Below are 25,516 nucleotides of genomic sequence, written 5' to 3'. Positions count from 1 at the left end.
TCTCAAATGAATCACGGCTGACTGAGTTTCTTCAATCAACAGGTGCTTGTTTTTTCAACTTTGCTTCTCGGCGACTGATTTTTTTGGTCCAAAATCCACCTGAGATATACTTGGGTTCATAGCTGATGATAAACGCTCGTTCTTCCACCGCTTTGATGGTTTGATAGAGCTTTTTCTCACTTTTTCTTTGGGAAAGAATCTCTAAAATCAGTCGTGGCCCTTCTAAGCCTTCTCCATAACTTTGTGTAACTCCGTAGCCTTCTTGTCGTAAGATCTTAGGCAAACTTTTTTCCTCATCCGTATTACTAGGTAGGATCACTGTGACCATTGTATAGCCCAGAGCCAGCTTATCTTCGATTTTGATACCAATACTGACTCCTGCAGCATAACCTAATGCATAGAATAAGAGATTCAGCGGGTTATCCAAACGATCCAATACCATAGATAAGCCTAAAATATAGATCGTGATTTCGATCATACTCACTAATGGGGCAATCACGCGATACCCTTTCATTGTCAATAAAAATCGCAGTGTGTTCAATGTAACATAGGCGAGATTGATAAAGAAAATCATCGCCAGCATTTGTAGATCAACTTCCATCTTTGATTCCCCCTTGTTCTTAGCATATCAAAAGGCAAGAGAAAATTAAAATATTTGAGCAGGATTTAATTACTAAAATAGCTAAATAAAATTTATACTGGGGAAGATATAGTGCTTAAGTGATTTCATTGATCACTACCATGTCATGATTTTGCTCATTGGTCCATTGCCTGTGGTTTCACTCTCTTCTATTGATCGAAAAGCATATCCACCAAAGTGGGAAAAGCAGTTTAAACCACCGCTCGTCTGTTTCAGACAAAAAAGAAGTCCAATGGCAACTGGACTTCTTTTTGTCTGAGCAACTTTTACAGTGTTCGATCATATTCACGATTGCAGAACATGCTTACTTGTTTTCCAAGGGGTTATTCGTCAGCACCAGGTACGAAACTCAGCTCCCAATGGATGGTTCCTTGATAACTTGTTGCTTGTGGCCTCGCGCCAATAGGGATTTCCAGCTCGACACTTTTTTGCATGGTATCCTCGTTTCCATAGCGTTGAATCCAAGTTCCCGCCCCTTGCTTTTCATTGGCACGTGCAATCACTTGGTTCTGCGGTCCCAGCTCGATTGCATCAACGTAGTCTGGTGCTTCAGAGGGATTTTCTCTAGAGGTAACCATTTCAATATTCGTCAAATGCACACTCGCTCCTTTTAAGTGGTGCTTAAACGCTTCCGTGCTAACGAACCCTTCCTCTGATAATCGGGCACTCAAGGTCCAGCCATTTGGGAGAAATCGACGATCGGAAACCTGAATGTAGTTTGGTCGTTCGGTTGATTCATGATCATCCACTAAAGAAATTCGTTGCGGACGCGCCGGATAGCGGCTTGTCGACGAGCGAATCGGTACTGTACCAAAATCGAATTGTGAAACAAAGTCTATACTGATAAACCCGCGATTTTCTGGTATCAAGGGTGGATTTTCAGGTAGAATCGGTTGATCAGGATCAAGGGGATCTTTTGGGTCTACGTCACCAATGGGTTCCACAGTGGTTGATGCTTCTGCCCATTTGCCATCAAGAAATGCCTGAGCGGTGACCACCTCACCTTGAGTAAAATACTGGAAAGGTTCTAAATCAGATAGATCAAGTAAATAATGCCCGTTTTCATCCGCTTGGGTGTGAAAATACGTGCTATTGCCAGCACTATCGACTGGCGTTTCAAGCGTCGGTTCTGGCATCAGTCCCTCTCTTTGGAATCGAAGGTAGCTACCAGGATTGGCGGTTCCCGAAATCGTATAGGCATTAGGTAAGGTTCTATCTTCTGTCAAAGGATCGATGGTCACCGTGATGTCTGGGATTCTCTCAAATAATAGACGTTGTGAACGAGAAGCAAACTGCGAGGCAAACCCTCGACTTGTTTCCTCATTTAGCGAAGATACATTGGTCACATTGGTATTGGTTCCTGAAATCGCCGCAGTCATGGACAGAATCGGTTGCCACTGAAAATCAACTGTCTCTCCTGTATTTCCATGCCGCCACTGGCGAATCGCCTGATTCTTTGCAGTGATTCCTCCCCCTTCAATTAGACCATTTGTGGTGGTCGTTATGGCGCGGGTTCTTTGCAAATTGACACGCTTGGCATCGTCGATCGTCAATCTTGCGGGATTGTTGGCACCGGTAAAGAAAAGTAGCCGTTGGACAGCTTGTGGGCTGTCCGAACGAATATCTAAGGTAGCATCTTTGCCTACGTTGAGATTGCCAGTCGTGCCAGAGAAGTGGAAGATTTGCGGTTGTATTTTGATTTGTTGCTTCAACCTCTAAGGTGCTGCTGTCTTCTAAGGTGATATGCGTATTGGCACTTAACCAGAAAATATGACTGTACAACGTTCGGTTTGCAGCAGCAACCGACAAGCGACTTTTTTCCATTAATCGAATATCATGGGGCGTGCCTGATGTGATGACTGCTGGGCTGTTGTTTTGTGTATTTAGTGTCAATTCCGCGCCTTTTCCTAACTCAATGCGTCCATTGCCAGCGACAAAGCGAATATTAGCACCGCCTGCTTCACCAGCTGAACCGTTGGCATTTAATGATAGTCGGGCATTATCCCCTAATACGAGACGCGCATTTGTATTATAAAAATCAAGATTTCCTGAGCTGATCGTCGACATTTCGACGTTTGCTCCCTCACGAAGCTCTATTTGGTTGATTTCAAAATTCGCCTGAGTATTTGTGTGAATCATCCAAGAAGCATTGAAGTCTGATGTATATCTAGGCGTTTGGTGTGAAACAGAATGTCCAGAAAAGCTGGCTCGAGAGTGCAACCCGTAAAACAACTGATTGCCCGTATGGTTGAGATTGTGGTACCGAATGATTGAACGCTGCTGATTTGACATATTCAAATCATGGTATTCAATTGCCCCCCAAAAGTTTCCATGGTAGAGTTCCAAATTTTGCAAAGTAATGTCCCATGGAGAATCTGGATTGACACTGGAATCGCGGAAACAGATCGCTACGGCTCTAAGATCCATCTGATATTTGTCGAGGCCATCGATGATTAACGTTCTTGAGACTTCCCTGGCATTGATATAAACATAGGCTAATCCGCCATTAGGATTGACGCTGCTGCTCCAGCCGTCAATTCCCGTAATGCCTAAACGAGGATTATCGTTCGTTTGAAAACTGGCTGTCAAATAAATATAATTGACCGTCGGATCGACCATTGCAGCCATAAATTCGATCCAATTAGCAACTCCTCTTTTTTTTACATCGTCGCCTAAAAGATAAAGATTGCCAGGATCAGATGCTGATGCCTCAGGAAGCTGGCTTTCTATTTCCTTCTCTTCTGCTAGTTGATCTTCTTGATCCTCTTGATCCAATTGATCCAATTGATCAGTGGAGTCACTCGAATCGGTTAGCGCATCCTCTTGTGTATACGTAGGGTTTGTCTCCCGTGCTTCCTTTATTTCAAGTATTATCATTGATTCTGCTACTTCAAATGGAAACGCCCCTGCTGTATCAACTACCAATGGAACCAAAAAATCACTTCTAGGGATATCAGTCGTTAGTTTCCAACCATTCTCTTCAGTGGTTGACGTAATTTTGACTCCCTTTGGCAACTCCTCTTCAACAAAAACCGCAGATTGCGGCAACCGGATCGCTATTTCACTAATGGGACGGCCCGTATGAAACGCAACTAGTAACATGTCTCCTACAGTCCCGGCTTTCGTTGATTCATCAAAATAAATGGCAACTTTTCCCTCAGCCTCTTTCTCTCGTATCGGTTCGAATGGGTCACTCGCAACCGTTTCTTCCTCCAGCTGTGCAGCAAAGAAAATGTTTGAAGAAAACACACTCATGGTTGAAAAAAAGTAGAGTCCTCCAAGTAAGCCAATAATGATGGTGAAATATACCATTCTCTTTTTTTTGTTCATTTGTTGATGCCCCACCTTTCAGCGTATCTTTCCCTTGAAATCGATCATGGATCAGTCCTTCCCAAAGAGCAGCTATAACCATCAGGACGCTTGCTTCCTTTTTTCAATTACGGCTGATCAGAAAACCACAATCCTGCCATCGATTTTAAATGACAAAAGAAATCGCCAATTAAAATAACAAACATTATAAATAACGATGGTTTTGATCGTTTCACTTTATTCTATAGCCCACGCTATTGCTTAGTAAAATCAGAATATTCCTCAGTCGGTGAAAAATGTAATTCGACTAAGTATTTTGTGAAATCGGCAGTTTCAGCACACAAAAAAAACAGCTAGATGTTCGCCATCTAGCTGAAATCATTCATCGTTATGCTCAAAGGACTACTTCTATTAAGAGTAACTGTCTCTACTATTTAGAACGAAAATAGCCATTTGAAGATTCTTCTTGTTGATCGTCTTCAATCATTCCTTTTAATGATCGATCTAAAACGGACCGTTTTTTCTCACCATTTTTTTTATTGTTGGCCCGAAACTCGCTGCGTGTCATCCCAACAGAGGGGTGGCGATTGAATTTTTTGACGGTTGGATCGCTTTCTTCTTTGACTTGATAAGCTGCTGGTTCAGTGTCAAATAACAAATAACTTTCTTGTTTTTTTGCCATTGCATCCATCAAATCGTTCGGCGTAATTTCAGGTTTTTGCTCATCAGGAATAATTGATGCAGGAATATATTTAGGCACGAAGTAAGAGCGTCCCGAATATTCTTTTTTTGAAGAAACAGGAACCTCAGCTTTTTCCTTCTTACTAGTCACTTGATAAGAAGAATGGTTCGCTTCTTTGCCAAAAAAATTGGTTTTTCCTGTCGGCATCTGCTCTTTCACCGGACGTTTTCCGTACTGAGGCAAGTTGGCACGGTGATTGGCAAGCTCTTCTTTTTGACGAACATTGTGCCCTCGATCGCGTTGGCTGGAATGCACTTTACGCTGCAAAGATTGATTTTCTTCCTTGTGAGAATGACTCACGGGATCTTTGATTTCGGTTAAAATCCAATCATCTGCTTTACTGAATGCGGGGCGATGCTCGGATTGAAGCTTCACACCGTCTGTATCATCATAAGCAGGAAAACGGAAGTGTTTTCGTTTCACATCTAAATAATTTGCCACTGTACTCATCCTCTTACATGCATTTTTTTCATCATACCACAAATAAAAGAGAATTTCACGAAAGACTGCGCCATTTCAACCGAAGTCGCTTCAATTGTCTCCCCTTGGAGGCACTGACTCCGTCAAGCTTGCCGCATTTGGTTCTTTGATATGGGCAAATAATGGATCGATCTGCCAAATATCTGCTGCATAATTTCGCACCGTTTCATCCGCCGAAAACTTCCCAGCATTCGCAATATTCATTAAACTGATTTTTTGCCAGCGATGAGTATCTTGATAAGCAATATCCACCCGATGCTGTGCATCACAATAGGCGTGGAAATCTCTTAATAAAAAGTACTCATCATTGTATTTCAAAAGTGAATCAAAAATCTCGCGGCCTTCTACTTGGATATTGGGGATTGTCCCGTCAATAAAGGCATTGACTACACGTTGTAGTAGTGGATCTGACTCATAATATGCATAGGCAGAATAATTACGCTGGGCGTAATACTGATACACTTCTTCTTCGGTTAGCCCAAAGATCGCGATGTTTTCATCACCGATTGCATCTCGAATCTCAATATTGGCACCATCTAAAGTGGCGATCGTTACTGCCCCATTTAGCATCAACTTCATATTACTTGTCCCTGAAGCTTCTTTGGAGGCCAATGATATTTGTTCACTGACATCCGCTGCTGGGATAATTTTTTCTGCTAAAGAAACGTTGTAATTTTCTAAAAAAACAACCTTGATTTTATCATTGATGGTTTCATCATGATTGATCAGATTCGCCACTTCATTGATGACTTTAATGATCGATTTTGCGTAGTGATAACTTGGTGCGGCTTTGGCACCAAAGAGAAAGACTCTTGGATGAAACGCAGCAGTTGGATCGTCTTTGACCTCAAAGTAGAGCTTTAGAATATGCATAAGATTTAGTAATTGTCGTTTGTATGCATGCAGACGCTTGATCTGCACATCAAATATTGCCGTCGGATCTACTGTGATGCCCGTTGCTTTTTGAATGTACTGTGCCAGTGCACGCTTGTTACTCATTTTTGCGTCGGCAATTTGTTGGAGAACAGTTTCGTCCTCATAATAGTTTTTGAGTAGTTGCAGGTCTAATGGATCATTGCGCCAGCTTGTACCGATGGACTGATCCAATACTTTGGCTAACGGTTGATTGGCTAGCTGAAGCCAACGCCGTTGCGCGATGCCGTTGGTCTTATTGTTGAAACGGGCAGGATAAATAAGATAAAAGTCATGGAGTACCACTGATTTTAGTAAATCAGAATGGAGCTTGGCTACGCCATTGACACTGTGGCTACCGATGATCGCGAGATGTGCCATATGGACTTGATCATCAATAATGATTCGCGTCCGTTCCAGTAAGGCTTGCGGATGGACCCCTTGCATCGTTTCCACAAAACGGCGATCAATTTCTTTGATGATCTGATCCATTCTCGGCAAAACTTCTTCAATCATGCGCACGGGCCATTTTTCTAAGGCTTCCGCCATGATCGTATGGTTCGTATAACTCATGACTTTCACGGTGATCGACCACGCTTGTTCCCAAGCAAGACCTTCTTCATCAACTAAAATGCGCATCAGTTCTGGGACGCAAAGGGCTGGGTGCGTATCATTGATGTGGATCGCTACTCGTTCACTCATCATGGCCAAAGGTAAATTCAATTTTTTATAATAACGGACGATACTTTGGATCCCTGCAGACACAAAAAAGTATTCTTGCATCAGCCGGGTCCGTTTGCCTGTCTCATTGGAATCATCGGGATACAAGACCGCTGTCAGATTTTCCAATGCTTGCCGCGATTCTAGTGTCGCGTAGTGCGCCTCATCTTCGGCAGGAACCTCAACACTCCATAAACGCAAGGTATTGAGATGGTGATTTTGGTAGCCAACCATTGCTGTATCATAAGGAACCGCCCGCCAGGTAAAGCCACCTTCATAAACTGGGGCTAATTTCCCGTCCTCTCCGGTAACGAGATAGACATGGCCCCCGAAACGAATAGGCACCGCCTTGCTTTCTTTGCGGACTTCCCAAACATTCCCCGAACGCAACCAGTCATCGGGCAACTCTACTTGATGACCGTCAATAAATTTTTGTTTAAATAATCCGTAGCGATAGCGGATCCCATTGCCATTTCCCGGCAAACCTAAAGAAGCCAATGAATCCATAAAACAAGACGCTAAGCGACCGAGTCCCCCGTTGCCTAAAGCCATGTCTTTTTCCGTCTCTGCAACATCGTCAAGTGAAACCCCTAACTCTTCAAAAACGGCTTCCGCTTGCTCCAACAGCTGCATATTTAACAGATTACTCTTTAACATTTTGCCGGGTAAAAATTCGATTGAAAAATAATACGCTTGTTTCTGATCCTCCAACAAGAGATTTTTTCTGGTCTGACGCCAGTCTTCTGAATACATTTGCTTCACGACATTGGCTAGCGCCTGAAACAATTCCTGCGGTGATGCTTCATCGATCTCTATCGCAAACAGTTCGTGCACGTTGGTTTCTAACAGATCACGCAATCGTTCTTTTGTCATAGGGTTACACTCCTTTATGCTAACCGTTTATAAAAAAGAAGAATTCTTGCCGCCAGAATGGCTAGTCATACAACTAGCCGTTCTGTTGCAGACAAGGATTCTTCTGTCTTAAAACAATCAAACTTTGATATTATTATACAACTCAACATAAAGATCTGAGCTTTGATTCCAGCTAAAATCTTTTTGCATTGCTTGCTTGACTAATGCCGTCCATGTTGTCGGATCCGATTCATATAATTCAATCCCCTGTTTTAAGGCATTCATCAAGTAAAAAGGTGAAAACTCTTGGAAGCCAAAGCCGGTTCCTTGTTTCGTGATCGGATTATAGGAATCCACCGTATCTTTCAAGCCACCGATTTCATGAACGATCGGTAATGTACCATAACGCATCGCGATCATCTGCGATAGTCCACATGGTTCAAAAGCCGAAGGCATCAAGAAGAGATCCGCTGCTGCGTATAACTTTTGCGCCAGTGCAATATCAAAAGAAATCGCGGCAGCACATTTGTCAGGATATTTCTGCGCAAAGTAGCGAAAGCCTTCTTCAAAATCATGTTCGCCAGTCCCTAGTAAGATGAACTGAACATCAAACTGCAAGAGGTTTTCCATTTCTTCAAGAACTAAATGGAACCCCTTTTGAGTGGTCAAACGACTAACAACGGAAATCAGCGGAACCTCTTTACGAGTTGGCAAGCCAAACTGTTCTTGTAGCGCTCGCTTGTTTTTAGCTTTTCCTGATAAATCATCGACACTGAAAGGATAGTCCAAATGAGGATCGGTTTCTGGATCATTCATTTCATAATCAATTCCATTCAAGATACCGCTTAGCTTGCCACTTTCCATGCGTAAAATGACTTCAAGACCACAACCAAACTCAGCTGTTTTGATTTCTTCACTATAGGAAGGACTGACGGTCGTGATGCGGTCCGCATACAAGATTCCTGCTTTCATAAAGTTCAAGCAATCGTTTAAACGCAAGGTTCCATCATCATATCTTTCCGTACCCATCCCAAAAAGATCCGGTAAAATATCGCGACTATACCACCCTTGAAACCCAATGTTATGGATCGTCAAAACGGTGCGTATGTTTTGATACGCTTGGATCCAATGATATTTTTCTTTGATCAAGAACGGAATCATCGCCGTATGGTAATCATTGACATGTACGATGTCTGGAATAAATTCAATGCGTTCCATCATTTCGATCACGGCTAATTGGAAGAAAGCAAAGCGTTCCCCATCATCATAAAAATCATAGAGCCGTTCGCGACCAAAATAGTAAAGATTGTCTATGAAATAATAAGTCACAGCGCCTAGAACTAATTTTTTGATTCCACAATATTGCTTGCGCCAGCCGACCGCCACTTCAAAGGAAAAACAATCTTCCATTTGGTCTTGGTATTCGGCAGGCATTTTCGTGAAATAAGGTAAGACGACAACTGTCTCGACGCCTTTTTTGACCAACTCTTTTGGCAATGCACCTGCAACATCCCCTAACCCGCCTGTTTTAAAAAACGGAGCGCACTCTGCTGCTGTAAACAAAACCTTCATGCGCTTGCTCCTCCGATTACATCTTCTGTCACATGAGAATTCTTCTTAATGACAATCGGGGTTTCTTTGGTTCCCTGCACTTTTACACCTTCTGCGATGGTTACATTTTTATCTAAGATCGCATAAGAGACTTCGGCACCTGCTTTGATTTCGTTATTTCCGAAAATGATCGCGCCTTTGACTTTTGCCTCAGGATGGATTTTCGTACGGCGAGCAACCAGTGACTGCTCGACAGAGCCTTCAACGATGCAACCAGAAGCAAAGTGGCTATTTTTCACCTCAGACGTTTCCGAATAATAGGTTGGTACTTCATTCTTCAATTTGGTATAGATTTTTTGATTCGAATAAAGCAATGAGGTGAATTTATGCACATCTAGCATGTCCATATTTGTTTGATAATAAGAAGAGATATCATAAATGTTACTTAAGTAACCAGTGTACTCATATAGGCCAGTGTTCTCCACAGAGATCATCTCTCGTAAAAATTGACCGAGATCTGCCGTTGCGCCAACTTTTTGCCCTTCTTTAAGAGCCGCGATCAGACGATCCGTTTGAATGATAAAAATATCCGTACACAAGTTGACTAGGGAGCCAACTTCCCCTTTTTTCGCTTGGATCGCTTCTTCTAAGTGTCCTTCACTGTCAACATTAAACAACAAGTCACTTTCAGAAACATTGTCACTGCCGATGCGTTTATACACCACAGTCATTTCATTGCCTTGTAGTTGATGAATTTTCAGCAAAGCACGCAAATCGATGTTGCATAAGATTTTGCTGCCCATAAATACAGTGTGATCTGATTTTGATTTTTCCAAATAGTCAATGACGTTATAGTAGTACTCTTGCCCTTCGGCTTGCTTTTTCAATGAGTCTTGGAATAAGTGGATAAAGAACCGGTTTTGAACACCGTCCAAGTTCCACTCTTTTCCACCACCGATATGATCAAAAACTGACTGGGTCTCTCCTTCATTGAAAATCATGTAGACTTGTTTGATGTTGGCATTTTCAATACTTGAAAGATTGAAATCCAGCAAGCGATATTTGCAGTCAAACAACAAGGTCGACAGCGGACGATTCTCCGTTAATGGCATCAAGTCTTGGTATCGCTGTAGGTTCCCTAAAATTGCACACATTTTATTAGTTCTCATCAATCGTCACCCCTAAAATTTCAGAATAGCCGACTACGGCAATTTCGTCTGTTCCATCGATCTCTGCGTCGTCACCAATCACTGCATTTTCCCCAACGATCACTCGATTTAATTTGACATTTCTGCCAATCACCGCTCCAGGCATGATCACGCTATCTTTGATAGTCGAGCCTTCTTTCACTTGCACGTTCTCTGATAAAATACTGTGCTCGATCTCCCCAGCAACATAGCAGCCGTCCATCACAAGCGAATTTTTAGCAGCACCGGTTTCAGTTACAAAGTGCGGTGGTGCGATTGGGTTTTTGGAGAACACTTGCCAGCTTTTATCCCGGATATTCAACTCCATAGCTGGATCAATAAATTCCATGTTGGCTTCCCACAATGAATCGATCGTTCCTACGTCTTTCCAATAGCCAGAGAAGCGATAGGCAAAAACGTTGTCGCCGCTTTCTAGATAAGAAGGAATCACATGTTTCCCAAAATCGACCATTTCGCCGTCTTTTGTGTAGTTACTCAATAGCATACTGCGTAGACGACTCCAATCAAATATATAGATCCCCATCGAAGCAAGATTGCTTTTTGGTTCGGCTGGTTTTTCATCAAATTCGATGATGCGGTCATTTTTATCAGTATTCATGATCCCGAAACGAGAAGCATCTTTCATCGGAACTTCGAGAACTGCAACCGTCAATGAAGCATCATTTTCTTTGTGTTTTTCCAGCATTTCTTCGTAATCCATTTTGTAGATATGGTCGCCGGACAAAATCAAGACATATTGCGGGTCCATCTCATCGATATAGGCGATGTTTTGATAGATGGCATGGGCAGTTCCCTCAAACCATTTTTCGCCTTCTGAATTTGAATATGGCTGTAAAATCGTCACACCGGTACTGATTCCATCCAATCCCCAACTGGCGCCATTGCCGATATGGTTGTTCAGTGCTAAAGGTTGGTACTGCGTGACTACACCCACATTTTTGATTCCAGAATTGACACAATTACTCAACGTGAAATCGATGATCCGATACCTGCCGCCAAACGGAACTGCTGGCTTGGCAATATTTTTTGTTAGTTTCCCTAAACGAGTCCCTTGTCCTCCTGCGAGGATCATTGCTAACATTTCTGTTTTCATTTTGTTTGGTGATCTACTCACCGTTCCCCCTCTACTCTTTTTTTATGCTTTCTTTACTGCTTTTTTACGAGTCATTTTGATTTTTTCTGGTTTGATAATCAAAGCCCCAAGTGCAGGCAAAATTGTTTTGATTTGATAGTCGTATTGTTTAAAAGGGGCATTACTGGTCTGGCAGTCTTGGTTATTAGCCACCCAAGTTCCACCAAATACATCCCGTTCAGTGTTTAAAATCTCTCGATACGTTCCTTCGTATGGCACGCCGATCGCAAAATCGTGACGCTCCACTGGTGTCAGATTGACAACAACGATCAAGAAATCTTTTTTCGTTTTTCCTTGTCGTAAGAAAGTCAATGTCGTTTCATCTAAGTTGTCTGCATCGATCACCATCAATGAATCTTCTTGATCATCCAATTCCCAAAGGGCTCGTTCTTCTTTGTATAGTTCATTCAAGGTCTGGGTGAAGAACTGCATTTTTGCATTTAATGTGTCGTTTAAATCGACCCATTCAAGCCCATGATCATATTTCCATTCTAAAAACTGTCCCCATTCACTACCCATGAATAACAATTTTTTCCCTGGATGCATCATCATGTACGTATAGAGATTTCGTAGTTGTGAAAACTGTTTGTAGCGGTCCCCCCACATTTTATGCATCAAACTTTTTTTACCATGAACGACTTCATCATGAGAAAGTGGCAAGATATAATTTTCTTGCATCCGATACATGAAAGAGAAAGAAAGCAGATTTAAATGATCTTTACGGAAAATCGGGTCCATTTCATAAAAACGCAGGACATCGTTCATCCAGCCCATATTCCATTTATAATCAAATCCTAACGCGCCTTCTTCGACCATTCCTGTTATTTTGGTTTCAGACGTACTTTCTTCTGCAATCATGACCACTGCTGGATGGGCTAACTTGATAACAGAATTAAGCTTCTGTAAAAAGTAATAGCCTTCAAAGTTGCGATTGCCCCCTTCGTGATTTGGTTCCCATGGACCTTCATCATAATCGCGATAGATCATGTTGGAAACGGCATCTACCCGAATACCATCAATGTGGTAAAATTCGATCCAGAACAAGGCACTTGAGATCAGAAAGCTTTGGACTTGTGGTTTGCCGAGATCAAAGTTGATCGCACCCCAGCGAACATTTTTGGCACGGTTTTCATCCATGTATTCAAATGTCGGCGTGCCGTCATAATAAGCTAAGCTGTCATCATTGACACAAAAATGTCCTGGTACCCAATCAACAAAGACACCAATATTTTCTAAATGGCATGCCTCTACAAAGTCTTGAAATTCTTCTGGTGTCCCATAATAGGAACTGAGCGCAAAATAACCTGTCAGCTGATAGCCCCACGAGGTACCTAATGGATGTTCCATCAAAGGCATAAATTCAATATGGGTATAACCCATTTTTTTCACATAAGGAATAAGTTCATCTTTTAATTCAGAGAAGCGATAAGGGGTGCCGTCTTCGTGGTGCTTCCACGAGCTGGCATGAACTTCATAAATATTTAGAGGTCGATTAAATGTTTTCTGTCTTTTTTTGCGGCCTTGCCATAGTCCGTCCCGCCATTTTTTTTGTGGGATCGAATGCAACACGGCAGCAGTTCCTGGTCGAGCTTCGAAATGGACAGCAAAAGGATCAATCTTCAATACTTCTCGTCCATTTGCTTGTTTGACTTTGTATTTGTAAAGCTGTCCTTCTTTTACTTGGTTGGTCTCAATCTCCCAGACCCCAGATTCTGCCCTTTTATTCATTGGCAAAGTGTCTGTCCATTGGTTGAAATCACCAACCAGCCAAACTTGTTGAGCGTTTGGTGCCCAAACACGAAACACATAGCCGTCATCCGCTTGATGGGCTCCTAAGAAATGTTGGACATAAAAATTTTCACCGCTCAGAAAGTCCTTTTCTGCAGTCAGTACCTGTTGTTTGGTAACCACTCTCTCATCAGTCCTCCTTCGACTCATCTTGATCGCTTATTCTTTAACGATCGATCATTGTCCCATTTTTTCATAGAGAAGCATTTGCAATCAAACGATCTCTACTGTTAGCATAGCATAAAATAAAATTCTAGTAACCTAATAACCCTATGATACGAACGAATTATTCAGGACAGAAAAAAACAGCTTGAACGTATCTGTTCAACCTGTTTCAGCTCTACTTTTTAGCTTTTGGAAAATGAAGTATGTGACTACACTTAACTGAAACAAACTTGCCAAAACCAGGATGAAAACAATCATCACCGGAAGTGTCTCAGTTAATTCAACATATGCCAGCAGTGTCCCAAATGCAGAAGAGGCGGAGCAAAAACACCAGAATCGAAACCCGTAAAAACTCGTCACTACGGTATAAAGACTAATAATCCCCAATAAGAAAAGCTGAGTAAATCGGTCAAATACCGTATCGGTATAATAAATTTCACCTAACATGACTTGGATCGTACCAAAACTAGTTGGTACTTTATAAAGCGTCAGCAATGCACCGATCAAACTGAATGCACCAATCAAAAGATGACTGCCAGCTAAGCTGATTCGAATGTTTAGTTTCACGCGTCCTTCACAACCTTCAATCTTCGATCCTTTTACGAAAATAACTGCTTCTACAGCCGTTTCCCTTCTTCGCTAGAGCCGAAATCACCTTCAATTATTTTGCTTGCCAAAGCTCTTTTACTTGCCCATCGGTGTAAACTTTATAGGCTTTATTTACTGCCAAGGACTTGTCTGCGTGACCAATTAAGTAATAATTGCCATCACAGTCAAACTCTCCCTCACTCAATAATTTATAACTCGTTAATGGACCATCTGCCATTTTTTTCGCCAAATAACGAAGGGCATTCGCGGGATTCACTAAATAGTTTTGATTCACTAGCCAATCAATAACCACTGAAACGATCGTATTTGCCCCAAATCGTTCCTTTTGCTTTAATGCGAGAATGAGATCTCCATCAGAAAAACGCGTTTCATCGATCCCCGCATTTGTAATTGCTTGCCGTGCCGCTTCTATCTCTGACATTGATACGAATGTAATCATTTCTGCTTTCGTTTTATTCCGTTCCAACTGTTCAAAATCAACCGTTTTATATCCTTCCATTTTTATATCCCCTTTCAACGTTCTAAAATCATCATATCATCAAGAAATCAAATCTCCAAACAAAACGATCGTTATATTTTAATTTTTATTCATCAAATTATCATTTTAGTGAACAAGAAAAAAAGCTATTAGAATAACATCTAACAGCTTTGTAATATTCAGAAAATTTAAAACAAATAACATAATTATTAGAAATCTCAATTATCATTGAAAAAAAACGTGTTGTATGAACCTGCTTTTTTCGCTAAGTGAGCGAGCACTGATCGTTGCAAGAAAATATCCTTTTCAGCAGATGGATAACGGCCGTTTTTTAGATTATCACAATTTATTTCTTCCAGCAAGAAATCTAGCTCGGAACTAACGATTTTCAACTGTTGAAGCGATTCTAGAAAAATACTCGGACGCACTTTTTTGTTTTTACGGATACGTTCAAAGATGACACTTACTTGATCTAAGTAATAGACCGGATCGACATCACCGATCAAATCCATTAGTTCGTCATAAACCGATAGATTTTGCAGCTGGCGATTTGCTTCAAAAAAAGCCGGCAGCGTTGGTGGCCATGGCGCTTCTGCGTATGAGATCATCTGAAAACTTTCATGGGCCAAGGAATAAACAATCCCCTGCTCCACCTCCTGCAAACAACCATAGAAGTATTTATTTTCATTACTTAATGTCGCAAAGTTTTTGAGAAAACCAGCGATTTCTTGTGTTGACCAATCAAGGGCATCTTGATAAAAACCGTCACTTTCTTGCAGCTGCTTTTGATCTTCTTCAGTATAAACAGGAAAACCTAAAAAATAGCGTCGATTTTGGCGGATGATCAAAGCTGATGCGATCAGACGGTCAAGGGTTTTATCAAATGACACCTCTGGAAACTTCGCTTTTAGCTCTCGTAGTGTCGGCGGTTCCTGACAGCTTAAAAGCACATGAACCAAATCATGGAATTCAGAAGATGCCAGGATCGGTTGCAACGAACGATAATGGGGACTATAAAAAAATTTCACTGTGTGTACTCCTTATTAAAAAAATCATGAAAAATGCTGGCTTGATCTACCAAAACAGATCTCACCAGCACTCTGACATTTATCCTAATTATCCTTCGAAAACCGCTGTTAATTGAGGAACGATTTGTTTTTTACGAGAAACAACGCCAGGTAAAAAGGCACGATGGTTCGTTAATGTCGTTTCAAACGCTGCTTCTACTGGGGCAATTGGTTCACCAACAACTAATAGCTCAGAATTACTGTCTAAGATATCAGTAGCAACAAGCAAGAACAAATCATAGCCATTTGCTGACATTGATTCTTTCATGGCAGCTTCCAATTCTGCTTGACGGTCAAAGACCTCTTTTAGGTCGACTGTATTGACTTGTCCGATACGGATGTTTTTCCCGCCCATTGGGAAGCTTTTTGCATCAAGATCCAGCAATTCTGCGGCTGATTTCGTTCCAAGATTTGTGCCGGCTTTCAACATATCCAATCCGTATGCTTCCAGTTCAACACCTGCTAAAACCGCTAATTCTTTTGCTGCCGCTACATCTTCATCGGTACATGTTGGCGATTTGAACAACAATGTATCGGAGATGATCGCTGAAAGCATGATTCCTGCGATCGCTTTTGGAATTTCCACTTGATTTTCTTTGTATAACTTCAATACGATCGTACTGGTACAACCAACAGGTTCTGCACGATAATACAACGGATTGGCTGTCTCAAAGTTAGCAATACGGTGATGATCAACCACTGCCAACACTGTAACATCCGCAATATCTGCCGCACTTTGCTGAAACTCATTGTGATCCACCAGCATTACTTCTTGTGTTTCCTTAGTTACTGAATCGATTACACGAGGAGCAGCCAGGCTAAAGGTGTCTAGTGCAAATTGTGTTTCTTCATTCGGTGTACCTAGCGCCACCGCTTCACAGTCTTTCCCAAGTTGATTTTGTAAGTTTGCAAAGGCAATCGCTGCACCAATAGCGTCGGTATCAGGATTTTGGTGACCGAATACTAATATTTTCGACATTTCTTCATCGCTCCTATTTCAATTGATATTCACTTTCTAATCATAGTAAAAAAACAGGAAAGAAGCAATAGCAATCTCTTCTTTCCTGTTTTGATCAACGGGTTAAGTAGCCTTTATAGTCATCTACATGGAGCAAACGTTTGGCATTTTTCACCCGATCTTCGGTTGGTGGTTCGATCCCTTCAAGGGGATATTTCAAGCCTAGCTCATCCCACTTGTATTTCCCCATCGTGTGATAAGGTAAGATCTCAACTTTATCGACATTCTTCAACGTCTTGATAAATTCATCCAAACGGATCAAGAAGTCATCATAATCGCTTCTAAAAGGAACCAGCACATGACGAATCCAGACGGGCTGATTGATCTCTGAAAGATAATTTGCCATATCCAAAATATTATCATTGGATTGGGTGGTCAGCTCTTTATGGGCTTTGTTATCGATATGTTTGATATCAAACAACAGCAAATCAGTCACAGTCATCAACTCTTGAAACTTACTGAAAAAAGGCTCTTCTCGTGTAAATGGTTTTCCGCAAGTGTCCAGTGTTGTGCTGACCCCTTCTGCTTTGGCTTTGCGAAACAGATCGATCAGAAAGTCCATTTGAAGTAACGGTTCCCCACCACTAACGGTGATCCCACCTTTTTGTCCCCAGAATTCGCGATATTTCAACGCCTCTTCTAAGACGTCATCGGTCGTTCGTTCGATACCCGTGCCAATCTTCCAAGTATCTGGATTATGACAAAACTGGCAACGCATGCGGCATCCTTGCATGAATACAATAAAACGGATACCTGGTCCATCTACTGATCCAAAACTTTCTGTTGAATGTACTTGTCCTGTTACTGCCATAATGCTCTTCCTTTCTTCGAAACGACGGATAACCATGCTCCGTCTGATACTCTCAAAACAAGAGGCGGCGGATTTTCCCGTCCGCCGCCTGAAGTTGTTGCTTATTACATTGCTTCGTGCATTGTACGAGCAATGACATCATCTTGTTGTTCTTTGGTTAATTTAATGAAATTAACCGCATAACCAGAAACCCGAATCGTTAATTGTGGGTATTTTTCTGGGTGAGCTTGCGCATCAAGTAATGTATCACGGTTAAATACGTTGATATTTAAGTGGTGACCACCTTTTGCTGCATAGCCATCTAGCATTGTTGCTAGGTTTTCTTGTTGTGTCTCATCGTCACGACCTAATGCTTTAGGTACGATTGAGAAGGTGTTTGAAATACCATCTAATGAGTAATCATATGGTAATTTCGCAACTGACGAAAGACTTGCTAATGCACCATGCGTATCGCGGCCATGCATTGGGTTTGCACCTGGAGCAAATGGTGCACCTGCACGACGTCCATCAGGCGTGTTCCCTGTTTTCTTCCCATAAACCACATTAGAAGTGATTGTAAGGATCGAAGTTGTATGTTTTGCATCACGATATGTTTTTGTGCGTTTTACTTTCTTCATGAAAGCTTTCAACAAGTTGACTGCGATATCATCTACACGGTCATCATTGTTTCCGTATTTAGGATAATCGCCTTCGATTTCGTAATCTTCAACAATGCCGTTTTCATCACGAATCGTACGAACTTTGGCATATTTAATCGCTGATAATGAATCAACTGCAACAGAGAAACCAGCGATACCAGTAGCCATCGTACGTAGAATATCTGTATCTTGGAGCGCCATTTCAATGCGTTCATAAGAATATTTGTCATGCATGTAATGAATGATGTTCAATGTGTTCACATACAGATCACAAATCCAGTCCATCATTGTGTCATATTTTTCCATTACTTCGTTGTAATCCAAGTATTCAGAAGTAATTGGTTGGAATTTTGGTCCAACTTGTGCTTTTGATTTTTCATCGACCCCACCGTTGATTGCATACAACAATGTTTTCGCTAAGTTGGCACGAGCACCAAAGAATTGCATTTGTTTCCCGATGCGCATTGCGGATACACAACAAGCGATTCCGTAATCATCGCCCCAATGTCCACGCATCACATCATCGTTTTCATATTGAATCGCTGATGTTTGGATCGACATTTTCGCACAGAATGTTTTGAAGTTATGAGGCAAACGTGTTGACCATAAAACAGTCAAGTTTGGTTCTGGTGCTGGACCTAAGTTTGCTAGCGTGTGTAAGAAACGGAAGCTGTTTTTTGTTACCATGTGGCGTCCATCTTCACCCATACCAGCGATTGACTCAGTTACCCAAGTTGGGTCACCAGAGAACAATGCGTTGTAATCAGGCGTCCGAGCAAATTTCACAAGACGTAGTTTCATGACAAAATGGTCAACGATTTCTTGTGCTTCTTCTTCAGTGATCACGCCATTTTTTAAATCGCGTTCAACATAAATATCAAGGAAAGTTGACGTACGTCCCAATGACATTGCCGCACCATTTTGCTCTTTGATGGCTGCTAAGTAACCAAGATATAACCATTGGAATGCTTCTTTCGCCGTTTGAGCTGGTTTAGAAATATCAAATCCGTAAATGTTTCCTAATTCTTTCAATTCGCTTAAAGCGCGAATTTGTTCACTTAATTCTTCACGTTGGCGGATAATGTCTTCAGACATGGTTCCGTTTCCGCAATACAATAGGTCTTGTTGTTTTTCTTTGATCAAGAAATCCACTCCGTATAATGCAACACGACGGTAGTCACCAATGATCCGGCCACGGCCGTATGCATCAGGAAGACCTGTGATTACACCAGAACGACGAGCTGCTCTGATTTCAGGTGTATAGGCATCAAATACCCCTTGGTTATGTGTTTTACGGTAGTCGCGGAAAATGTGAGAAACTTCCGCATCGATTTCATAGCCGTAAGATTCTGCTGCTTGTTCTGACATGCGGATGCCGCCAAATGGTTGCAAGCTGCGTTTAAATGGTTTTTCCGTTTGGAAACCAACAACTGTTTCTAAGTTTTTGTCTAAGTAGCCAGGTCCATGAGAAGTAATCGTTGAAACGACTTTTGTATCCATATCCAATACGCCGCCAGCTTCACGCTCTTGCTTGTTCAGTTCCATGACTTGATCCCATAGCTTCGTCGTTGCTTCAGTAGCATCTGCTAGGAATTCATCTGTTCCGTCATAAGGTGTGTAGTTTTCTTGGATGAAGTCGCGTACGTTTACTTCTTCTTTCCAAGTTTTTCCTTTAAATCCATTCCATTGTTCCATCTGATGGACCTCCTTAAATTTTCTGTTCACTAATGTAACAGCTTTACGTGAACAGTATAACACACACCCTAATGATTGCAAGTGTTTTCAAGAATTATTTTGAACAATTTAGTTTTTTTTAAGATTTTTATTATTAAAAACGTTGATTTATAAGCATTTATCAAATGTGAATCTTTTATTAAAGTGCGTTTTTTATTAATGTGAAAGATTAATTAAGAGGCAAAAAAGCAACCATTCTGTACTGGTACAGAATGGTTGCTTTGTTATAATTTATAGTACAGAATCCTCTGCGATTGCAGGACTGATTTGTGTTTTCACTTCGTAGATTTGCCCCCCTGTTTTCTCATCCATGATAAATGAGCCGTTGGAGGTCCGATCATTGATCGGGATTTGATTCGTGATGACTTCAAAGGCTTGTCCTTTTTGGTTGGTTACCAGTAGCTGCTGGTTCTCTCCATTCCCCATATAGACTACGCGATGAGGGTTTTTCTTCAATTCCCGTAAGACCATCAATCCACGCTTCGCCCGTCCTAATTGGGTGATCTCTTGGGCTAGCATGCGTTTTGCTGCGCCACGTTGGGTAATCAGAACGATCGGTGTATCCCCTTCTGAATAAACTAACAACCCATTGATAAGATAATCATCCGCTTTAAGGTTCATCGCTTTGACCCCAGCTGCTTTTGGTCCCACAACGGGCACTTCATTAAGCGAATACCGTAAGCCAAAGGCAAGATGACTGACTAAAAAGACATCCATTTCTTCTGTTTGATCAGTCAAAAAGACATTGACTAATTCATCTGATTCATCTTTCAGCTTCATGATCGTCATTGGCCGTGTCTTATAGGTGCGCCAAGGTTCAAATTCCGTCATTCGTGTTTGTTTAATCATGCCGTTTTTACTGATCAGCACAAAGTTTTTCAACGGATCGATCTCTTTGTAGGCAAAGACCCCAATGATCATTTCATCTTGAGCCAGTGTCATAACCGTTTGCGAAATATGTTCGCCTAGATCTTTCCATTTTAAATCAGGCAATTCATGAACCGGACGATAGATCGTGTTTCCTTTATTGGTTACCAATAACAGATGATCCAACGTATTCATTTGGTTGCTGTAAAGTAAAGAGTCGCCTTCTTTCATGCCGATCTCTTCTGGTTTTGAGGCACCGTAAGAACGCAAACTGCTGCGTTTGACATAACCGTCTCTTGTGACTGTCACGACGACTTCTTCTTGCGCGACTAAAACTTGTGTTTCGATCTTGATTTCTTGAATTTCGGCTTCGATCTCAGTCAATCGCGGTGTCGAATATTTTTTCTTGATCTCCCGCAATTCCTTTTTGATCACTTTCAGTAATTCACTTTCCTCATTTAAAATCGTTGTCAATTCAGCGATCGTTTCAGCAAGTTCTTTCGCCTCTGCTTGCAATTGTGTGATATCCGTATTGGTCAAGCGGTACAACTGTAAGTTCACAATGGCTTCTGCTTGCTCTTCCGTAAAACCGTGCTGAACAACCAGATTGTTTTTGGCATCTTTTTTGTCTTTACTGCCGCGAATGGTGGCGATCACTTCATCAAGAATCGATAAAGCTTTGATTAACCCATCGACGATATGCTGTCTCTTTTGGGCTTTTTGCAGTTCAAAACGACTGCGTTTTTCGATCACTTCACGCCGATGCTTGATGTAGCTTTCTAAAATCCGTTTCAAACCGACTTGTTGGGGGCGCATATTGTCGATAGCCACCATGTTGAAGTTGTAGTTGATCTGCAATTCGGTATTTTTAAATAAATAATTTAAAATTCCTTGTGCATTTGCTTCTTTTTTCAGCTCGACAACGATCTGCAAACCAGTACGGTCAGTTTCATCACGCACTTCAGCAATCCCGTCGATCCGTTTATTCAAACGAATCTCATCCATTTTTTTGACTAGATTGGCTTTATTGACCTCATAGGGAATCTCATTGATAACGATTTGCTGCTTGCCACCTTTGATGTCTTCGATCTTGGTTTTCGAACGCAGGATCACTTTGCCTTTGCCTGTTTCATAGGCTTTTTTGATTTCTTCTTTCCCTTGTAAAATCCCTCCTGTTGGAAAATCAGGGCCGGGAATATACTTCATCAGCTGATCCAAAGAAGCTTGCGGATGGTCGATCAAATAGACCGTTCCATCAATGATTTCCCCTAAATTATGGGTGGGAATTTCCGTTGCATACCCAGCTGAGATCCCAGTTGAGCCATTGACTAACAGATTTGGGTATTTTGCTGGTAAGACCGTTGGTTCTTTTTCGGTATCATCAAAATTCCACACCAATTCGACGGTGTTTTTTTCGATATCTTTTAACAGCTCACCGCTTAATTCTGAAAGTCGTGCTTCGGTATAACGCATGGCAGCTGGCGGATCACCATCCATACTCCCGTTGTTTCCGTGCATTTCAATCAAAATCTGACGCAATTTCCAGTCTTGGCTCATGCGGACCATTGCTTCATAAATACTCGAGTCACCATGGGGATGAAAGTTCCCCATGATATTCCCGACTGATTTCGCTGATTTGCGGAAGCCTTTGTCATACGTATTGCCGTCTTGGTTCATGGCAAACAAGATGCGCCGCTGAACCGGTTTTAACCCATCACGAATATCTGGCAATGCCCGTTCTTGAATAATGTATTTGGAATATCGACCGAAGCGATCTCCCATCACTTCTTCCAATGTCAATTCTTGTATATTGCTTCTGTGTTCCAAGAGACCACCTCCTATTCCTTAACTAAATGTTTGCTTTCTGCTTGTTCGGTATCCATTAACTTTTCATCAACTAATTCCGGTACCGTATCTTCTTTTTTATCCAAAATACTGCCATCTTCTTCTAAACTGAATTGAACATGGCTTTCGATCCACTTCCGACGAGGTTCTACCTTGTCCCCCATCAAAGTGGTGACGCGACGTTCTGCTTGAGCCGCATCATCGATTCTTACCCGAATCAGCGTCCGCGTTTCTGGGTCCATCGTCGTTTCCCACAATTGATCGGCATTCATTTCCCCCAACCCTTTGTAGCGCTGAAGCATATAGCCTTTACCGATTTTTTGGGTCAGTTTGCTTAGTTCATCATCCGTCCAAGCATATTCGACTACTGCCTTTTTCCCTAACCCTTTAGACACTTTATACAAAGGTGGCAAAGCAATGTATACTTTTCCCGCTTCGATCAAAGGTTTCATATACCGGTAGAAAAACGTTAAAAGCAGCACTTGGATGTGCGCCCCATCGGTATCCGCATCGGTCATGATAATGACTTTGTCATAATTGCAGTCTTCAATCGAAAACTCTGGGCCAACACCGGCACCGATAGTATAGATCATGGTATTGATCTCTTCATTTTTCAAAATATCCTGCATCTTGGCTTTTTCTGTATTGATAACTTTGCCTCGTAACGGTAAAATCGCTTGGAACTTGCGGTCACGGCCTTGCTTCGCTGACCCGCCGGCTGAGTCCCCCTCCACCAAATACAATTCATTTTTCTTAGGATTACGAGACTGAGCAGGCGTTAATTTTCCAGAAAGCAGTGACTCACCTTTTTTGCGTTTCTTTCCTGTGCGGCTTTCTTCTCTCGCCTTTCTGGCAGCTTCACGGGCCTCTCTTGCTTTGATCGCTTTACGAACCAGCATTTGACTCATTTCACTGTTTTCTTGCAGGTAATAGCCTAGTTGCTCGCCAATCACATTGTCTACAGCATTTCTTGCTAAGGGTGTTCCTAATTTCCCTTTGGTCTGTCCTTCAAATTGCAAAAGATTTTCTGGAACACGGATCGACAGCACGGCCGCTAAGCCTTCACGAAAATCACTACCTTCAAGGTTCTTATCTTTTTCCTTCAACAAATTGACCTTGCGGGCATATTCATTGAAAGCTTTCGTCATTGATGTTTTCATCCCAACTTCATGGGTACCACCATCTTTGGTACGTACATTGTTGACAAAGGACAAGACATTTTCCGAATAGCCATCATTGTATTGAAAGGCAAGTTCTACCTCGATTGCTTCTTTGGTACCGGAAAAATAAACCACCTGGGTCAAGGTATCTTTTTCTTCATTTAAATAATCAACGAATTCTTTGATGCCTTCTTCATATAAAAAAACTTCATGAATTGGTTCTTCCCCACGTTCATCCGTCAGGGAGATTTTGACCCCTTTTAGCAAGAAAGCCGATTCTCTTAAACGTTCTGCGAGAATTTCATAGGAGAATTTGGTTGTTGAAAAGATCGTGTCGTCAGGTTTAAAGGTGACTGTGGTTCCAGTTGGTTTACGAGTTTTGCCGATTTTTTTCAAAGTACCAGCTGGTTTCCCACCGTCTTTGAAGCTCTGTTTGTATTCGATGCCATCACGAACGATGACTACTTCCAGCCAGCTGGATAGAGCATTTACAACACTGGCACCAACCCCATGAAGGCCGCCAGAAGTTTTGTAGCCTCCTTGGCCAAACTTCCCGCCGGCATGTAGCACTGTGAAGATCACTTCAACAGTAGGGATTCCCGATGCATGTGTCCCGACCGGCATTCCTCGCCCATTGTCTCGAACACTGATACTATTGTCTTTGTGGATCGTAACATCGATTTCATTGCCGTATCCAGAGAGTGCCTCATCAACCGCATTATCGACGATTTCATACACTAAGTGATGTAAGCCGCGGCTATCGGTCGAGCCGATATACATTCCTGGCCGTTTTCTTACTGCTTCTAGGCCCTCTAAGACCTGAATGGAAGCATCATTATATTCTGTGGTTTTCTTTGCCAAACCCACCGCTCCTTTAATCTTGATCAGTCCTTTTTTACTGCTGAAAGGACTGCAAAAAAAATCTTAACACAAAATACGCTTTTTTCAAGCGAACATTTTTCTAAACTATCTTATCCTTTTTCCTTTGTTTGCACAAGCTAGAGTCACAAAATGGCTTGTTTGTGTTTCACAGCTCCGAGGAAAGCTGTTTTTCTTCTTTCCCTGACTAGCGAAAGATTTTCTTATTGTTGGAAAGGCGTTTTCATGCTAAAATTGCCCTAGCCTTGCAAAGAAAGTTGGTTATTATGAATACGATTCTTTTATTTATTGTTGCTTACCTTTTAGGTTCGATCCCCTCGGGTGTTTGGATTGGCCAATTGTTTTTCAAAAAAGATATTCGCCAATTCGGCAGCGGCAATACGGGAACGACCAATACATTTCGCGTTTTAGGAAAGAAAGCCGGGATCGTTGTTTTATTGATGGATATCTTAAAAGGAACTTTGGCAACCAGTTTGCCTGTCCTCTTTGGTCTCCATACCGTCAATCCGCTCTGGTTTGGGGTCTGCGCGATCTTAGGTCATACCTTTCCGATCTTTGCCAAGTTTAAAGGCGGCAAAGCGGTGGCGACAAGTGCTGGGATGCTCTTAGGATACAATCCGCTCTTTTTCATTTATTCTTCATTGATTTTTGTTATCTGTCTTTATGTGACAAGTATGGTAAGCCTGACCAGTATGATCGCGGCGTGTTTGATCACCTTATCGACGGTCGTTTTGCCTTTTATCGCCCCTGCGATATTGCCTGAGCAAAACTGGCTGCTGACCTTCATCGCGATCGGCGTAACGATTTTTATCTTTATTCGCCATCGCGAAAATATTTCACGTATTAAAGACGGGACTGAAAGTCGGGTACCGTTTGGTCTGAATAAGCGTCAAGCGAACAAATAAGCAGAA

General features: G+C 41.9%; 18 protein-coding genes. 1 reads left to right on the top strand and 17 read right to left on the bottom strand.

Translation table 11 applies throughout. The features are described 5' to 3' along the window. Positions 1 to 31: 31 nt before the first annotated feature. The 17 genes from CXM95_RS06425 to parE form a co-directional block, all read right to left on the bottom strand. Positions 32 to 601, bottom strand: coding sequence for a DUF2179 domain-containing protein (locus tag CXM95_RS06425; RefSeq protein WP_005236782.1), 570 nt, complete (start codon positions 599 to 601; stop codon positions 32 to 34). Between the two features lie 362 nt (positions 602 to 963). Then, the gene (locus tag CXM95_RS19185) at positions 964 to 2,163 is read right to left on the bottom strand and encodes a WxL domain-containing protein (protein WP_233499099.1); all 1,200 of its coding nucleotides are present in this window, start codon (positions 2,161 to 2,163) and stop codon (positions 964 to 966) included. Further along, a complete protein-coding gene (locus tag CXM95_RS19180; RefSeq protein WP_233499098.1) occupies positions 2,117 to 3,970 on the bottom strand; it encodes a pectate lyase-like adhesive domain-containing protein in 1,854 nt (617 codons plus the stop codon). The genes CXM95_RS19185 and CXM95_RS19180 overlap by 47 nt, the downstream gene beginning before the upstream one ends. Before the next feature lie 409 nt (positions 3,971 to 4,379). Next, complete coding sequence (locus CXM95_RS06415; protein WP_016613236.1) at positions 4,380 to 5,141, bottom strand: hypothetical protein; 762 nt, start codon at positions 5,139 to 5,141, stop codon at positions 4,380 to 4,382. An 81-nt stretch (positions 5,142 to 5,222) separates the two neighbouring features. Continuing rightward, complete coding sequence (locus tag CXM95_RS06410; RefSeq protein WP_016613235.1) at positions 5,223 to 7,676, bottom strand: glycogen/starch/alpha-glucan phosphorylase; 2,454 nt, start codon at positions 7,674 to 7,676, stop codon at positions 5,223 to 5,225. 117 nt (positions 7,677 to 7,793) lie between these two features. Further along, a complete protein-coding gene (glgA, locus tag CXM95_RS06405) occupies positions 7,794 to 9,227 on the bottom strand; it encodes a glycogen synthase GlgA (protein ID WP_086299592.1) in 1,434 nt (477 codons plus the stop codon). Next, entirely contained in the window at positions 9,224 to 10,375 is a 1,152-nt protein-coding gene (gene glgD / locus CXM95_RS06400; RefSeq protein WP_016613233.1) for a glucose-1-phosphate adenylyltransferase subunit GlgD, read from the bottom strand. Before glgD ends, glgA begins: the two co-directional genes overlap by 4 nt. After that, positions 10,365 to 11,507: a glucose-1-phosphate adenylyltransferase gene (locus CXM95_RS06395; protein WP_016613232.1), complete on the bottom strand. Its 1,143-nt coding sequence runs from the start codon at positions 11,505 to 11,507 to the stop codon at positions 10,365 to 10,367. Before CXM95_RS06395 ends, glgD begins: the two co-directional genes overlap by 11 nt. A gap of 42 nt (positions 11,508 to 11,549) precedes the next feature. Next, a complete protein-coding gene (gene glgB, locus CXM95_RS06390; RefSeq protein ID WP_016613231.1) occupies positions 11,550 to 13,484 on the bottom strand; it encodes a 1,4-alpha-glucan branching protein GlgB in 1,935 nt (644 codons plus the stop codon). Positions 13,485 to 13,658: 174 nt separating this feature from the next. After that, positions 13,659 to 14,066 carry a hypothetical protein gene (locus CXM95_RS06385; protein WP_008379690.1) on the bottom strand — a complete coding sequence of 136 codons (408 nt, stop codon included), beginning with the start codon at positions 14,064 to 14,066 and terminating at the stop codon, positions 13,659 to 13,661. Between the two features lie 94 nt (positions 14,067 to 14,160). Further along, entirely contained in the window at positions 14,161 to 14,607 is a 447-nt protein-coding gene (locus CXM95_RS06380; protein WP_005236794.1) for a hypothetical protein, read from the bottom strand. A gap of 197 nt (positions 14,608 to 14,804) precedes the next feature. Continuing rightward, the gene (locus tag CXM95_RS06375) at positions 14,805 to 15,614 is read right to left on the bottom strand and encodes a DUF1803 domain-containing protein (RefSeq protein ID WP_034872210.1); all 810 of its coding nucleotides are present in this window, start codon (positions 15,612 to 15,614) and stop codon (positions 14,805 to 14,807) included. A gap of 88 nt (positions 15,615 to 15,702) precedes the next feature. Then, a complete protein-coding gene (locus CXM95_RS06370) occupies positions 15,703 to 16,632 on the bottom strand; it encodes a manganese-dependent inorganic pyrophosphatase (RefSeq protein ID WP_008379685.1) in 930 nt (309 codons plus the stop codon). Between the two features lie 94 nt (positions 16,633 to 16,726). Further along, entirely contained in the window at positions 16,727 to 17,482 is a 756-nt protein-coding gene (pflA, locus tag CXM95_RS06365) for a pyruvate formate-lyase-activating protein (RefSeq protein ID WP_008379682.1), read from the bottom strand. A 104-nt stretch (positions 17,483 to 17,586) separates the two neighbouring features. After that, positions 17,587 to 19,815, bottom strand: coding sequence for a formate C-acetyltransferase (gene pflB / locus CXM95_RS06360; protein ID WP_008379680.1), 2,229 nt, complete (start codon positions 19,813 to 19,815; stop codon positions 17,587 to 17,589). A 270-nt stretch (positions 19,816 to 20,085) separates the two neighbouring features. After that, a complete protein-coding gene (gene parC / locus CXM95_RS06355) occupies positions 20,086 to 22,548 on the bottom strand; it encodes a DNA topoisomerase IV subunit A (protein WP_005236805.1) in 2,463 nt (820 codons plus the stop codon). A gap of 11 nt (positions 22,549 to 22,559) precedes the next feature. Continuing rightward, positions 22,560 to 24,587, bottom strand: coding sequence for a DNA topoisomerase IV subunit B (parE, locus tag CXM95_RS06350; RefSeq protein WP_034872209.1), 2,028 nt, complete (start codon positions 24,585 to 24,587; stop codon positions 22,560 to 22,562). A gap of 284 nt (positions 24,588 to 24,871) precedes the next feature. Between parE and plsY the strand changes: the two genes are divergently transcribed. After that, positions 24,872 to 25,510, top strand: coding sequence for a glycerol-3-phosphate 1-O-acyltransferase PlsY (gene plsY / locus CXM95_RS06345; protein ID WP_008379676.1), 639 nt, complete (start codon positions 24,872 to 24,874; stop codon positions 25,508 to 25,510). Positions 25,511 to 25,516: the final 6 nt, after the last annotated feature.

The organism is Enterococcus sp. CR-Ec1 (genome assembly GCF_002850555.1).
In the GTDB taxonomy this organism is placed as follows: Bacteria; Bacillota; Bacilli; order Lactobacillales; family Enterococcaceae; genus Enterococcus_D; species Enterococcus_D entomosocium.
Note: the sequence above shows the minus strand (reverse complement) of the source record. Positions and strands in the feature narration are given on the sequence as shown.